At 57.1% G+C, this 14,548-nt stretch carries 13 protein-coding genes; 1 reads left to right on the top strand and 12 read right to left on the bottom strand.

The genetic code is table 11. From position 1 onward, the window contains the following. Nucleotides 1–55 precede the first annotated feature (55 nt). From hypD to hybO, 10 genes are read right to left on the bottom strand one after another with little or no spacing between them, the layout of a single operon-like run. The gene (hypD, locus tag WN53_RS18830; protein ID WP_024486885.1) at nucleotides 56–1,171 is read right to left on the bottom strand and encodes a hydrogenase formation protein HypD; all 1,116 of its coding nucleotides are present in this window, start codon (nucleotides 1,169–1,171) and stop codon (nucleotides 56–58) included. Further along, a complete protein-coding gene (gene hybG, locus WN53_RS18825; RefSeq protein ID WP_024486886.1) occupies nucleotides 1,158–1,433 on the bottom strand; it encodes a hydrogenase maturation factor HybG in 276 nt (91 codons plus the stop codon). Before hybG ends, hypD begins: the two co-directional genes overlap by 14 nt. Next, nucleotides 1,433–2,398: a hydrogenase nickel incorporation protein HypB gene (gene hypB / locus WN53_RS18820; protein WP_024486887.1), complete on the bottom strand. Its 966-nt coding sequence runs from the start codon at nucleotides 2,396–2,398 to the stop codon at nucleotides 1,433–1,435. The genes hybG and hypB overlap by 1 nt, the downstream gene beginning before the upstream one ends. 19 nt (nucleotides 2,399–2,417) lie before the next feature. Continuing rightward, entirely contained in the window at nucleotides 2,418–2,759 is a 342-nt protein-coding gene (hypA, locus tag WN53_RS18815; protein ID WP_024486888.1) for a hydrogenase maturation nickel metallochaperone HypA, read from the bottom strand. Continuing rightward, entirely contained in the window at nucleotides 2,760–3,245 is a 486-nt protein-coding gene (hybE, locus tag WN53_RS18810) for a hydrogenase-2 assembly chaperone (RefSeq protein ID WP_024486889.1), read from the bottom strand. Beyond that, nucleotides 3,229–3,729 (bottom strand): HyaD/HybD family hydrogenase maturation endopeptidase, encoded by a 501-nt coding sequence (locus tag WN53_RS18805; protein ID WP_024486890.1) that lies wholly within the window; start codon nucleotides 3,727–3,729, stop codon nucleotides 3,229–3,231. The genes hybE and WN53_RS18805 overlap by 17 nt, the downstream gene beginning before the upstream one ends. After that, a complete protein-coding gene (gene hybC / locus WN53_RS18800) occupies nucleotides 3,729–5,423 on the bottom strand; it encodes a hydrogenase 2 large subunit (RefSeq protein WP_046808165.1) in 1,695 nt (564 codons plus the stop codon). Before hybC ends, WN53_RS18805 begins: the two co-directional genes overlap by 1 nt. Beyond that, complete coding sequence (gene hybB, locus WN53_RS18795) at nucleotides 5,401–6,600, bottom strand: Ni/Fe-hydrogenase cytochrome b subunit (protein ID WP_021804782.1); 1,200 nt, start codon at nucleotides 6,598–6,600, stop codon at nucleotides 5,401–5,403. Before hybB ends, hybC begins: the two co-directional genes overlap by 23 nt. Next, the gene (gene hybA, locus WN53_RS18790; protein WP_046808164.1) at nucleotides 6,587–7,597 is read right to left on the bottom strand and encodes a hydrogenase 2 operon protein HybA; all 1,011 of its coding nucleotides are present in this window, start codon (nucleotides 7,595–7,597) and stop codon (nucleotides 6,587–6,589) included. The genes hybB and hybA overlap by 14 nt, the downstream gene beginning before the upstream one ends. Before the next feature lie 3 nt (nucleotides 7,598–7,600). Beyond that, nucleotides 7,601–8,734 (bottom strand): hydrogenase 2 small subunit, encoded by a 1,134-nt coding sequence (gene hybO, locus WN53_RS18785; RefSeq protein WP_024487114.1) that lies wholly within the window; start codon nucleotides 8,732–8,734, stop codon nucleotides 7,601–7,603. A 1,053-nt stretch (nucleotides 8,735–9,787) separates the two neighbouring features. On the opposite strand from hybO, the gene ynfF reads away from it, so the two are divergent. Continuing rightward, complete coding sequence (gene ynfF, locus WN53_RS18780; protein WP_024486301.1) at nucleotides 9,788–12,226, top strand: selenate/tellurate reductase subunit YnfF; 2,439 nt, start codon at nucleotides 9,788–9,790, stop codon at nucleotides 12,224–12,226. 74 nt (nucleotides 12,227–12,300) lie between these two features. Here ynfF and WN53_RS18775 read toward each other — a convergent pair whose 3' ends face one another. Next, entirely contained in the window at nucleotides 12,301–13,437 is a 1,137-nt protein-coding gene (locus WN53_RS18775; protein WP_024486302.1) for an alginate lyase family protein, read from the bottom strand. 12 nt (nucleotides 13,438–13,449) lie between these two features. After that, the gene (locus tag WN53_RS18770) at nucleotides 13,450–14,544 is read right to left on the bottom strand and encodes an ABC transporter ATP-binding protein (RefSeq protein ID WP_024486303.1); all 1,095 of its coding nucleotides are present in this window, start codon (nucleotides 14,542–14,544) and stop codon (nucleotides 13,450–13,452) included. Nucleotides 14,545–14,548: the final 4 nt, after the last annotated feature.

Here is a 14,548-nt window from a genome sequence, read left to right as displayed (position 1 = left end):
CGGCCACCGCTGCCATGGGCCAGGGTGATTTCCCGCCCGTTGTTCTCTTCACGCATTATGCGTTCTCCCTGCGATACTGATAGTAAGCCGAGCAGGCCCCTTCCGAGGACACCATCAGGGCACCAAAGGCGTTCTCCGGCGTACATTGCTTGCCAAACAGCGGGCAGGCATCCGGTTTGCAGCGCCCGGTCAACACTTCGCCACAGCGTGAGCGCGGATCGTCAGCCACCCGCTGCGCCTGCGGTTTAAACCGCAGCTCTGCATCAAAATCCGCATACTCAGGTTTGATCTGCACGCCAGAGTGGGCAATCTCGCCCAGCCCGCGCCATTCGCTGCTGTCTTTCAGGCCAAACACCTCTGCCATCGCCCGCTGGGCCAGAAGATTGCCCTGTTCAGGCACGATGCGCCGGTATTGGTTTTCTACCGCACGGCGGCCATCACGCAGCTGTTCCAGCAGCATCACCAAACCTTGCAGAATGTCCAACGGTTCAAAGCCGGTCACCACCAGCGGCTTATGATAATCCGCAGCGATAAACTGATAAGGCGCGTTGCCGATCACCATGCTGACGTGGCCCGGCGCCAGGAAGCCGTCGATGCGCACATCGGGCTGCTGCAACAGGCTGCGTAAGGTGGGGATCAGAGTGATATGTTGGCAAAACAGGGTGAAATTTTTCAGCTGCCGCTGGCGGGCTTGCTGCAACGTCAAGGCGCTGGCGGGCATGGTGGTTTCAAAACCCAGGCCAAAAAATACCACTTCACGCTGAGGGTTATCCGCTGCCAGCTGTAGCGCATCCAGCGGCGAATAAACGACCCGGATATCGGCACCACGGCGACGGGCATCCAACAGTGACCCATTGCGGCCAGGAACCCGCATCGCATCACCGTAGGTGCAGAAAATCACCTCCGGATGGGCGGCAATCTCCAGGCAACTATCAATGCGCCCCATCGGCAATACGCAAACCGGGCAGCCGGGGCCGTGGACAAATTCCAGGCTGTCCGGCAACAGTTGGTCAAGACCAAACTTGAAGATCGCGTGGGTGTGGCCACCGCAGACTTCCATCACCTGTAGCGGCAGGCGCTGCGACTGGGGAATGGCTAACATCAACGTTTCGATGCGCCGTAACAGCGCCTGACATAGCGCCGGATCGCGGAATTCATCAACGTAGCGCATTGGCATCCTCGTCATCCCGTGCCAACCCGACGGCGCGCATATGCTGCAATGCCGCCAGCGTCTCCAGCGCTTCCTGTTCATCGAGCAGGCTCATGGCAAAGCCGACGTGCACCAACACCCACTGGCCGATCAGCTCCTGCGGTGAACCTTCACAGACCAGCGCAATATTGATCCTGACCGCCACTCCGCACACGTCGGCCCAGGCCAGTTGGTGGATATCCTCCCCCACTGCGGTCACCTTGCCGGGCACACCGAGGCACATTATTGTTCCCCCAGCCAGTTCAGCCAGAGATCCATTCCCTCACCGCTGGTGGCCGACAATGCGATCACCTGGATTGACGGATTAACCTGGCGGGCAAACTCGATGCATTTCTCTACAGAGAAATTAACGTAAGGCAGCAAATCGATCTTGTTGATAATCATCAGCGTTGCGGCAGCAAACATATGAGGATACTTCAGCGGCTTGTCTTCCCCTTCCGTCACCGACAGCACTGCGACCTTATGTCGTTCGCCCAGATCGAAGCTGGCCGGGCAGACCAGGTTGCCGACGTTCTCGATAAACAGCAGGCTGTGATCCTGCAAATCCAGGCGGTGTGCCGCGTCGTGTACCATCTGCGCGTCCAGATGGCAGCCCTTGCCGGTATTAACCTGAATAGCCGGTACGCCGGTGGCGCGAATACGCTCGGCATCGTTAGTGGTTTGCTGGTCGCCCTCAATCACCGCGCAGGGTAATTTGCCCGCCAATCGTTCCAGCGTGGCCGTTAGCAAGGTCGTTTTGCCCGAGCCGGGGCTGGAAACCAGGTTCAGCACCAGAATATGTTGCGCGGAAAAGTGTTCGCGGTTGTGGGCCGCCAGATGGTTGTTCTTGCTCAGGACATCCTGTTCAATCTGCACCAGACGGCGCTGTCCGATACCCGGTGCATGGCTCCCCGCCTCGCCGTGCCCATAGTGCAGGTCTTGCGAATGCGGTTGCACCTCTGGCGTAAAGCGTTCCGCCGCTGCGACACCCGCGTAATGGTGATGCACATCGCCCTGGTGGTAATAGTGATGATGGTGATGGATCACCACGCCTGCCGGTGCTTGATGTTCTCCGTCGTGGTGGTGGTGATGATCAGGATGATGGTGGTGAGCATCATGATGGTCGTGATGATGGTGGTCGTCATGGTGATGATGTTCGTCACCCTCGATGGTTTTTTCGCCACTGGCGCAACCGCAAGTCGTACACATCGTTATTCACTCCTCAAAATTATTCCACTTCCAGCTGCTTTAACCGCAGGCTGTCACCGCTCTCGACGCGCAGCTGGTGGCTGCCGCACTGTGGGCAACCTTCATCATGTTTTTCAATCAACACGCTCATGCTGCAACTCCAGCACCAGGCGCGGGCCGCTTGGTAGTCCAGCAATAGCTGGCACCCCTCTGCCAGCGTATTGCGGGATGCGGAGGCAAAGCTGAAACGCAGCGCGTGCTCTTCAATACAAGAGAGCGCCCCAATTTCCAGCCACACCGCCGTCACCCGTTTAGCTCCGTGCTGCCGAGCCTGCTGTTCTATCAATTCCATCGTGCTCAGGCACAGGCTGATTTCATGCATCTACGCCGTTCTCTGTGAAAGACCAAATAGCGCCCTGCGCCCCGGATTACTGGGGATGTTGCCATCCGCTACCGGTAGCGAAAGCGCCATCCGCGCGCTCTGTTGTGCCAACGCCAGCGCCTGCTCGGCCCCCAGATGGCGATCCAACGGAGACATCAGCGAACAGGCCAGGTATTGCCCGCAACCCACAATCTCACCGACGATAAACCGCACGCTGCCGCAAGGCAGGCTCAACGCCAGCTTGTCTCCCACCGCATAGGGTTGCCAAACCTGTTCAGGACCGGGCAACACCAGCAGGCTGAGCATCCACGGCGTGAGAATGGTGCCGACCCACTGCCGTTCAAACAGCTGAAAGCCACAGGCACGCACCGGAATTTGCGGTTGGAAAAACGGCAAACCCTGCATCTCACCATCGGCGATCGCCTGAAAGGCGGTTTCCAACAGCGCGCTGGGGTTGAGCTGAAAACCGTTAGTCACAGTCTGCATTGGCCACCTCTTTTGGCTCCGCCACCACGCCGCTCTCTTGCAGCGCCAGCAACACCTGGGCTAACGCTGGTTCAATCGCCTGGCTAACCACGGCGGTCAGACCTATTCCAGGCTCCAGCGACTCTGGCACCACGCCCACCAGGGTGAGCCGACGGGGAAACTCATCCGTCAGCCGCAGCGCCATCAGCACGTCGGAAAGCCCCAGTTGATGAGGCGAAACCTTACGGGTAAACAGCGCCGGGATATCTTCGTCATACAGCACGGCGACGCTACCCGGTGCAGCACCGGTCAACACCGCATCCGCCACAATCAGATGATCGCGATCGGCCATCATTTCCATCAGTTCCATCCCCGAGGTGCCACCGTCCAGCACCTCAACATGGGCCGGTAAGCGATAGCGCTGCTCAAGGGCTTCGACGATGCGCACGCCCACCGCTTCATCGCCCAATAACAGATTACCTATGCCTAATACCAAGATTCTCATTACAGCACCTTGACCCTGGTCACTTCATTGCCAGTGGTGTCTACAATATGTACCGCACAGGACATGCACGGGTCGAACGAGTGGATAGTTCGCACCACCTCCAGCGGTTTGCTCGGATCGGCCACCGGCGTGCCAACCAGCGAGCGTTCGTAAGGACCGGGCTCATCGTTAAAGTTGCGTGGCCCGGCGTTCCAGGTTGAGGGCACTACCGCCTGATAGTTGGCGATCTTGCCGTCCTTGATCACCACCCAGTGAGACAATGCACCGCGCGGAGCTTCGATAAAGCCCACGCCCCGGATCTCACCGGTCAACGGAATATTCGGTTGGATAAAGGTTTCGTGGTCGCCGCTGCCAATATTGCTCACCAACGCCTGCCACTGCTGGCCCAGGGTTTCATGCAGCACACAGGCATGTACCGTGCGCCCGACAATGCGGCCCAGGGTCGACGGCAACTGATCGGCGGTTAACGCTTTGCCGGTCAGGGCCTGGTAATTGCTGTTGACCTTGGCAAAATATTTCTGGGTTGGCGGGTGCTCGGCTTGCAGGGTACACATCAGCCAGGCCAACGGCCCCATCTCTACCGCTTTGCCGTAGAAGGTTGGCGCTTTTACCCAAGAGTATTTGCCATCTTCCTGCCAGCCGGTGTATTTAGGCCGGGTCAGCCCTTCCCACGGTGCCAGCGGTTCATCGTCCTGATACCAGGCGTGTTTACCGCTCTCCTGAATACCCTTGATCAGATACTCATCGCGCTGGTTGGCGATTGGCCGGAACTTGCCGTTCTCCAGATAGCCACCCGGCATCAGGAACTGGTCGCCTTTACGATCGATCGGCAGCTCCGGCACGCAGAGATAGCAGTCTGAGCCTTTGCCAAGGGTTAGCCACTCAGGGTAATGCGCCGCGATCACCGCGCTGTCCACCAGATAAACCTGCTCGATAAAGTCGCCCAGGCGATCGATAAAGGTTTTCAGGTACATCAGGCGCTCGAGGTTCAACACGCTAGGGGCATCGAGGTTGATCGGGTTAGCCACCCCGCCCACCGCCAGGTTCTGGATATGCGGCGTTTTGCCGCCCAGTATTGCCACCACGCGGTTGGCATCACGCTGGCATTCCAGCGCCTGCAGATAGTGGGCAACGGCGATCAGGTTAATCTCCGGCGGTAACGCCATGGCCGGGTGTCCCCAGTAGCCATTGGCGAAGATGCCCAGTTGGCCGCTGGCGACCAGATCCTTGATCTTCTGCTGCACCCGGGTGAACTCGGCAGCGCTGTTCAACGGCCAGCTAGACAGGCCACTGAGCAAATCGGCAGCCTTCTGCGGGTCGGCCTTCAGCGCCGAGGTGACGTCCACCCAGTCCAGCGCCGAGAGCTGGTAGAAATGCACAATATGGTCGTGAATGCTGTGGGCGGCGGCAATGATATTGCGGATATACTGGGCATTGACCGGGATCTCCATGCCCAGCGCATTTTCCACCGTCCGCACCGAGGCTAACGCGTGAATGGTGGTGCACACGCCGCAGATCCGCTGGACGATCATCCACGCGTCACGCGGGTCATTACCTTGCAGGATCTCTTCCATTCCGCGCCACATGGTGCCGGAGGACCAGGCTTTAACCACCTTGCCGTCTTCGATTTCACAGTCGATGCGCAGGTGGCCCTCAATGCGGGTGACGGGATCAATGGTGATGCGTTGGCTCATGCTCTACCTCTAACTGGTTGTTTTCATTCTTATGTTGATGCGCAGGCAGCACCGGTAACAACCGGATCAACAGGATGTACGCACAAACTTCAATTGCCACAAAGCCGATGGAGATCAGCAGTTCGCTGGCCGTCGGGAAATAGTGGTAGCCATTGCCAGGGTCGTAGGCCAGCAACGCGTAATTCAGCCGCCAGAACGAAGCTCCGCAAACCATGCTCAGCGCACCGAGAAACAGCAGGCGTGAGTTGCGGCGGTTGCGTTTCCAGCGGAACATCACCAGCGGCACCAACATCAACAGCGTTTCCACCCAGAACGAGATGGCAAACCGATCGAGATGCCACAGATAGTCCGTTTTGCCGCGCCAGATCAGTTCCCCAAAGCGCAGCACAATAAACAGCAGTAAGAACCCATCGATGATGTAGGTCATGCGGGCAAACAGCGGCGTTTCCTCTGGCCCTTTCCCCCGCAGCCCGGCCTGCACCAGCGAGCCTTCAAATATCACTATCGAGAAGCCCAGAATGCCCGCCGTCAACAGAGAGAACAGCGGTAGCATTTCGTAGCTTTGCCACAGCGGGTGGATTTTGATCCCCGCCGCAATCATCAGCGAACCCATCGAGGATTGGTGCATGGTTGGCAGCAATGCGCCCAGGGCGATCACCAGGAACATCACCTTGTTGAGCCGTTTGAGCGACACCTTCCAGCCCAGCCGTTCCAGCAGCGCCGGGGCAAACTCCAGCGCCACGATGCCGACATAGATCGTCATACAGACCGCGGTTTCAAACAGCACCGACGAGGTGTTGAAATGGCCGGGGATATAGAAGTAAGGCAGGTTCCAGTAACGGCCGACGTCGATGGTGATCGACAGCCCGCCCAGCGAATAGCCGAACAGGCTGGCCAACAGCGCAGGCCGCACCAGCGGGTGATATTCTCCCCGGTTGAACACATACACCGCCCAGGCCAACGCCCAGCCGCCGCAGGCTAAACCTGTGCCTACCAACAGATCGAACGCGATCCAGATCCCCCAGGGATAGCCGCCGTTCAAATCGGAAACATCGCCCAACCCCAACACCAGACGTTTGAGGATCAGCAACAGGCACAGCACCACAAACGGTGCCAGCATCATCACCGGCCAGCTCACCAGCCGCCCGCCGAGTGGCTGCGTTTTATGCGTCGTCATGTTTATCTTCCTTCTTGTCCTGACGCTCGTTACGCTGGTTGCGCTGCACCAGGAAGGTGATCCCGGCCAGAGCGGCAAACGGCAACACCATGCCTTTGTACAGCGTGTGCTGGATATGCTCGGAACGCGCACCGGTTGACAACTCCTCCAGTGCTGGCAAGCCGAGATCCTCGAAAGGCACGCCAGTCAGCACCAGCACCTGCGTTCCGCCGCCCTCATGCTCGCCATACAGGTGCGGTTGGTAATGCGGCACCGGGTGTTCGTAATGGTCGTTGCCTTGCAGGGTTTGGCGCGGGTAACGGTAATTTTCACCGGGCTTACTGGCCAGACGCTGTTTGGCTTCGGCCATTAATTGCTCGCGAGTGCCAAAGATCACCGCCCCGGTTGGGCAGACTTCGACACAGCCTGGCAACCCGCCCTGATCCAGCCGGGCAACGCCTTTCTGGTTACAGAGCTCGCATTTGTGGATCTTGCCGAACGGGTTGTCGTAGTCGTATTTCGGCACGTTGAACGGGCAACCCACCATGCAGTAGCGGCAGCCGGTACAGACATCCGGGTTGTAATGCACGATGCCGGTTTTGGCATCTTTGTGCAGCGCCTGAACCGGGCAGACGGATACGCAGTTGGGATCGACACAGTGCATGCACTGCTTTTTGATATAGGCGTAGCCGTTGTCCACCTGGTCTTTGTGCTTGCCGTCTCCGCTGGTCCACACCTGAATAATGTTGTTGGTATAGGGGCTGAGCTTGTCGTTGTTCGACCAGGTCGCTTCGGTACCCGCGTAAGCATAGGTTTCGCCATGCGGTTCATCGGTATGGTTGATACGTTGGCATTTGCTGACACAGGCCTGGCAACCCACGCACAGGGTCGAGTCATACAGCATGCCCAGCGAGTTGGGGATGGGCTGCTTGTTCTCCGGCCCGGCCTGCGCCGCAGGGGCAACCCCTGCCAACATCGCGCCACCGCAGGTCAGTTTTAGAAAGTTACGTCGATTCACGGCTTACTCCTTGCTTGGCGGCTGCTCATCGTCTTTACGCTGCGTTTTTTGCTGCCGCCCCAGCTCTTTCACCGCCATCAGGCTGACCCCGGCAACCAGGCCGACGACACCGCCAAGCAATCCCATCGCCGTTGGGCTGACATGCCCGCCTTCGACGATACCCACTTCGGGTTTGGCGTTTCGTGGGGTAGGATTTTCGACGCTAGCCAACTGGGCGATCCCTTTGGTAAAGCCGATGCCCTCCTCGTTACAGCCGTAGCATGGGTGGCCGATCCCGACCGGCCAGATGCCACCGCCCACGTCGCAGAACTCCAGCGTTGAGCAGTTGCCGTAGGTTTCTGGCCCCTTGCAGCCAAGGTGATACAGGCACCAGCCTTGCCGATGGCCGTCATCACCAAACTGTTTGGCGAAACGCCCGGCGTCAAAGTGCGGACGGCGCTCACAGTTTTCATGGATCAGGCGGGCATAGGCGAACTCGGGGCGATTTTTCGCGTCCAGCGCCGGTGGCCGTTGATAGGTGATGATATGGGCCACCGTCGCCAGGAAGTTGTGCGGGTTAGGTGGGCAGCCGGGAATGTTGATGACGGTTTTGCCGGGTAAAATATCCTGCAGGCTGACCGCGCCGGTCGGGTTAGGTCCGCTGGCCGCGACGCCGCCCCAGGCGGCACAGGAGCCGATGGCGATCACCGCAGCGGCGTGCTCTGCCGCATTACGGATATGTTCAACGATCGGCTTACCGGCCACCATGCAGTAGACGCCGCCATCCTTCATCGGAATGGAGCCGTCGACCACCAGCACGTATTTCCCTTTGTATTGCTCAATCGCGCGGTGCTTGTTTTCTTCCGCCTGTTCGCCGAACGCAGCAGAGAGGACTTCGTGGTATTCCATGGAAACCACGTCAAGCAACAGGTTCTCGATCGTTGGGTGAGTGGCCCGTAACAAGGACTCCGTACAGCCGGTACATTCCTGAGCCCCGATCCAGATGACCGGTGGCCGCTGTGGCGAACCTACCGAGTGGGCTATTTCGGCGGCGGCTTTGGTGCTGAGCCCCATGGTGGCGGCCAATGCCGCACATAACTTCATAAAATCGCGGCGATTCACGCCATCCCGGAAAAATGTTTGATTTTCCCTTATCATTATTATCTATCCCCTGTTGATGACCGACATGCAAGCCCGTAAACACAGTATGCGGGTGGTTAATATATTGTTATTTTCCGGCTACCCTGAGTTGATCTTTATCAACCTTTGCAGAGGTAACGGTTAATATTTGCGTAACATGAGAAAAATCGCTTCAGCAAAAAATATTTTTCTTGCATATTTTTCTGGCTAGATTTATTCGCGCACGCATTTAAATAACAATAACTCTCATTACCTTTTAAATAAAAATCCTAACCCCGTTAAATAAGCCACCGAGCAAACAACAAGAATAATAATGTATTCACCTGAATCGTTTTGTAACAATTAATATCCCCCCTGCCTCAGCATAAGCTTTACGACACAATCAAGCGTGATGAGTATAGAAAAGGCCGGGGCAGGAAAACACGTAATATGCCGTTTTAGTTTATAATTTTATTGCAGAGTCATCAGCGGGGTCGTGCTTGGTAATGGTGTTGCAAGATGTCGAACTTTTACCCGATTTTCCTACCACTGTGACGGCTGGCGGGGATTGGTCATCATGCAATACATCGGGGATTAAGCAATGAATGACTTTGCTAATCCCTCTAACACGCGCGTAACGGGGGGCTTATGTTGCACGAGGCCATAACAATATTGTATCGACGCTGGATTTAATTCACCAACATCCCTTAATCCTGCCAACCAAATATGCTATAGATTGAGATACCGGCCTCAACACAACGCTTGCCGCTGTGAAAAGAAACAACCAGCCCGCTTTATTCGCTTGCTAAAAGCTAAAACTTGACCTCAAGCAAACTTCATCTGCCCCGTGCACGAGTATACTTATTAAGAGGTAATCCAATTATCAAGCTCAGAGATAACTTTGCATGGCGAATATTACCAATGCAAATTCATTAATGCAGACGGTTCTATTCGCTACAGGTTAGCACTTTTAATAGTTCACGCCACCGTTGCCTGACTTAAAACGTCTTGCCAAGAGACATCATAGGTTAATAGCAAACCAGACATCAGGCGTTATCGGCACCGAAATAGGCCAGCACAGGGAGCACTATCATGAACGATAACAACAACCCGGACCTGCTTCATCACCCGTTCAGCCGTCGTAAGCTAATCAAAACCGGCTCGGCTACCGGCTGTTTACTGGCCGCCACTTCGGGGCTGGTGTTACCCTTCCGTAAAATCGCTGCCGCCGAGCCGCTGCCAAATGCCCAACAGCCGGAAGACAAGGTGGTCTGGAGTTCTTGCACCGTAAACTGCGGCAGCCGCTGTGCGCTGCGCCTGCACGTGCGGGATGACGAAGTCTACTGGGTGGAAACCGACAACACCGGCAACGATCAATATGGCAACCATCAGGTGCGGGCCTGCCTGCGCGGGCGCTCTATCCGCCGCCGTATGAACCACCCGGACCGTCTGAAATACCCGATGAAACGCGTCGGCAAACGCGGCGAAGGCAAGTTCAAACGCATCAGTTGGGAAGAAGCGCTGGATACCATCAGCGGCCAGTTGAAGCACACCCTGGCGCAATACGGTAATGAAGCGGTGCACGTGCTGTACGGTACCGGGGTCGACGGCGGCAATATCACCAACTCCAACGTGCCTTATCGCCTGATGAACTCCTGCGGCGGCTTCCTCAGCCGCTATGGCAGTTACAGCACCGCGCAGATCACCGCCGCCATGCCCTATCTGTACGGCGCACAGCAGGGCAACAGCCCGGATGATATCGCCAACAGCAAGCTGGTGGTACTGTTTGGCAACAATCCGGCGGAAACCCGCATGAGCGGTGGTGGCGTGACCTACTATCTGGAACAAGCCAGGGCTATCTCTAACGCCAAGATGATTGTCATTGATCCGCGCTATACCGATACCGCTGGTGGCCGTGAAGATCAATGGGTACCGATCCGCCCGGGCACCGATGCTGCGTTGGTTGCAGGCATCGCCCACGTGTTGATCAGCGAAAACCTGGTGGACCAGCCGTTCCTGGATAAATACTGCGTAGGCTATGATGAAACCACCCTACCCAGCAGCGCGCCAAAAAACGGCCATTACAAAGCCTATATCCTCGGCCAGGGTGACGATGGCATCGCCAAAACGCCAGAGTGGGCGGCTCGTATCACCGGGATACTGACCAACACCATTATCCAACTGGCCCGCGAAATCGGCATGACCAAACCGGCCTATATCTGCCAAGGCTGGGGGCCGCAGCGTCACGCCAACGGTGAACAAACCGCCAGGGCCATAGCCATGTTACCGATCCTGACCGGTAACGTCGGTATCAACGGCGGTAATACCGGCTGCCGCGAAGGTAGCTTCGATCTGGGCGTGGAATGGTTCGACATGCTGACCAACCCGGTGCAGACCAAGATTTCGGTGTTTACCTGGACCGACGCCATCATGCGCGGCCCGGAAATGACCGCCAAACGTGACGGCATCCGTGGCAAAGACAAGCTGGACGTGCCGATCAAGTTTATTTGGTGCTACGCCAGTAATACGTTGATCAACCAGCATGGCGATATCAGCCGTACCCACCAGATCCTGCAAGACGACAGCAAGTGTGAAATGATCGTCGGCATCGAGCACTTTATGACCTCGTCGGCCAAATACTGCGACATCCTGCTGCCCGATCTGATGCCAACCGAGCAGGAAGACCTAATCTCTCATGAGTCCGCAGGCAATATGGGCTATGTGATCCTGGGCCAGCCCGCCACCACGCGCAAGTTTGAACGCCGCCCGATTTACGAGATCCTTTCCGAGGTGGCCAAACGGGTTGGGCCACAGGCCGAAGCAACCTTCACCGAGGGGCGCAACCAGCAACAGTGGATCGAATACCTGTGTGAGAAAACCCGCGAACGCAATCCGGAGATGCCAAGCTATCAAGAGATGAAAAGCGCCGGTATTTATAAGCGCAAATGCCCGGAAGAGCACGTGGTGGCCTTCAAGGAGTTCAGAGAAGATCCGCAGGCCAACCCACTGAAAACGCCATCGGGCAAGATTGAAATTTATTCCGAACGGCTGGCGGAAATCGCTGCTACCTGGGAGTTGGCGCCAGAAGATGTGATCCACCCGTTACCTGTCTATGCCGCCGGGTTCGAAGGTTGGGAAGATCCGCTGAGCAGCCAATATCCGCTGCAATTGTTTGGTTACCACTACAAGGCCAGAACCCATTCCAGCTACGGTAATATCGACGTATTGCAGCAGGCTTGCCCGCAGGAGGTGTGGATCAACACGCTGGATGCGCAGGCGCGCGGCATCAAGAACGGCGATCGGGTGAAGGTCTTTAACGGCCGGGGCGAAACGCAGATCCAGGCGAAGGTAACGCCACGCATTATGCCCGGCGTCACCGCGATGGGCCAAGGCGCCTGGCTGGCGGCGGATATGTTTGGTGATAAGGTCGATCACGGCGGCAGCGTGAATATTCTGACCCACCATCGCCCTTCCCCGCTGGCCAAGGGCAACCCGCAACACACCAATCTGGTGCAGATTGTGAAGCTGTAGGTGGATTTGAGGCTGGTTGCAGGAGCCTGTTCGGCCTAGTGAGGGGAACAGCGACTCCCGACTTAAAAAATCGGCTAGCAACACCACATCAGCCGTTCGCGTAAGCCGAGCGTTTCTTCTGGGAGATCCTCCAGCACGGCTTTATAACGCGGAGCATCCTGCGGATAGCCACGGATCGATTGTAGCAACAGCCGCAGCGCGCTATCCCAGACAATTCCCTGCAAATCGCTATACGGCCAAAGTTCGGGATCGGCGATAAATGGCACCAGATAGTCGATCCCCAGCTTAACGCTCCTGCCGTCACGCACCTCGTTCCAGCGATCGAACTCCACATGCTCGGCATAACGGTTCAGCAACAGATGGGCTTCCAGGTTAAAAAGCGAATAGTGGAACGGCACCGGCCGCTCCAGCTCCATGGTCTGCTTGCCATCCTGGTCGATCTGCGCCGCCATCCGCTGGGTGATGCCCTGCTGGATAATCCGCGCCACCAGCCCTTTGTCACCATAAAACAACGCGTTCACCGTGCGCTGTGCGTCATACCAGGTACCGTGATTGTTGTGCCAGACATACTCGGAATGCCCGACCTCGCTGTGATACATCCAGTGGTTAAAATCCCGGAACCACTGATGCAGGCCGATAATATCGTCGGTATCCAGCACGCCCGCCGGGCTGATCAGGCCAATGGTGTCGATCACCATCCACATCAGCCGCGTGTCGATAAGCCCCGTGCCACGCCCAGAAACAATTCCCGGTATCGCCTGGCCGTAGTTCAGGTGCGGGTTCATCAGCGTTTCGCCATTGAGAAACCAACAGCGGATCTGTTCGGCGGCGGCCAGCGCATAATTGCGCTGGCCAGTGAAGTACCAAGCCAATCCCAACGTCAAACAGCGCTCACACATGCGGATGATCCGCGTGGTGTCGGTATCATTATTCTGACACTGCGGATTGGTATGCCCATCGCGCCGAATATAGGGCAACCCGTTGGGCCGCCGCGGGTTCGGCCACCAGTAGGTGCCCAGGCTGTAATAATCATGGGGATCGCCACTGACCGGGCGCAGCTTTTTGTTGATCACCGTTTCCAGCGGCTGCCTGCGCAGCTTGTCGGCATCGCTCACCAGTTGGCTCAGCGCAACCTGTAGCGGAGAAAAAGGCTGCTGCAACCGACGTTGAGCACTCTCCAGGCAGGCAATGTCCAGGGTATACAGCTTCATCCATCCCTCCTGTTAACTGACACGGTAAGGCACACGCAGCCCGCTTGCGGCGTCAAAAATATGGATCCCGGCGAGCTTCGGCTGTAGCCAGACCGTCTCCCCTTCCTGCACAGCAAGACGCTGCTTGAATACCGAAGTGAAGGCTCCGCCGCCAGTGTTGCAGAACAGCTGCATATCCGAGCCGGTATTTTCGATGGCGGTAATGGTCGCCTGTAACGCCCCGTGCTGCTCGTTCTCGCCCACCACGTTAACCTGCTCTGGGCGAATGGCGTACACCACCTTTTGCCCCACCTGTACCTGCAAGCCCGCAGGCAGGCGCAGATGCGAATCATCCGCCAGACGTAGCAGAGTTTCATCGCCCGCTATCACAATTTCACCCTTTAACTGATTGATTTCCGGCGAGCCAATAAACCCGGCCACAAACAGGTTAGCCGGACGATCGTACAGCTCCAACGGTGTGCCGACCTGCTCAATGCGCCCGTCGCGCAGCACCACAATCATCTGCCCCATCGTCATCGCTTCAATCTGATCGTGGGTGACGTAAACCGAGGTAGTTTTCAACCGGCGGTGCAGCTCACGGATCTCGCCACGCACCTGAGTGCGCAGTTTGGCATCCAGGTTAGAGAGCGGCTCGTCGAACAGGAATACCTGCGGGTTACGCACAATGGCCCGCCCCATCGCCACCCGCTGGCGCTGACCACCGGAGAGATCCTTCGGTAACCGATCCAGCAACACGCCAAGCCCAAGCAACTCCGCTGCATCTTCGACCTTGCGGTTAATCTCCGCTTTCGGCAGCTTGGCCATTTTCAGCGCGAAGCCCATATTTTCCCGCACCGACATCTGCGGATACAGCGCGTAGCTCTGGAACACCATCGCGATATCCCGCAGTTTTGGCTCTACGTCGGTGACGTCTTTTTCATTTATCGCGACCGTACCGCCGGTGATCTCCTCCAGCCCGGCAATCATCCGCAGCAGCGTCGATTTGCCGCAGCCACTGGGGCCGACCAACACACAAAACTCGCCTTCCGGGATAGTCAGAGAGACGTCTTTGATGACGTGCACATCGCCATAAGATTTACAGACATTATTCAGTACCACGGAACCCATAGGT

The sequence above is a fragment of the Serratia fonticola genome (assembly GCF_001006005.1).
Classification (GTDB): domain Bacteria; phylum Pseudomonadota; class Gammaproteobacteria; order Enterobacterales; family Enterobacteriaceae; genus Chania; species Chania fonticola.
Note: the sequence above shows the minus strand (reverse complement) of the source record. Positions and strands in the feature narration are given on the sequence as shown.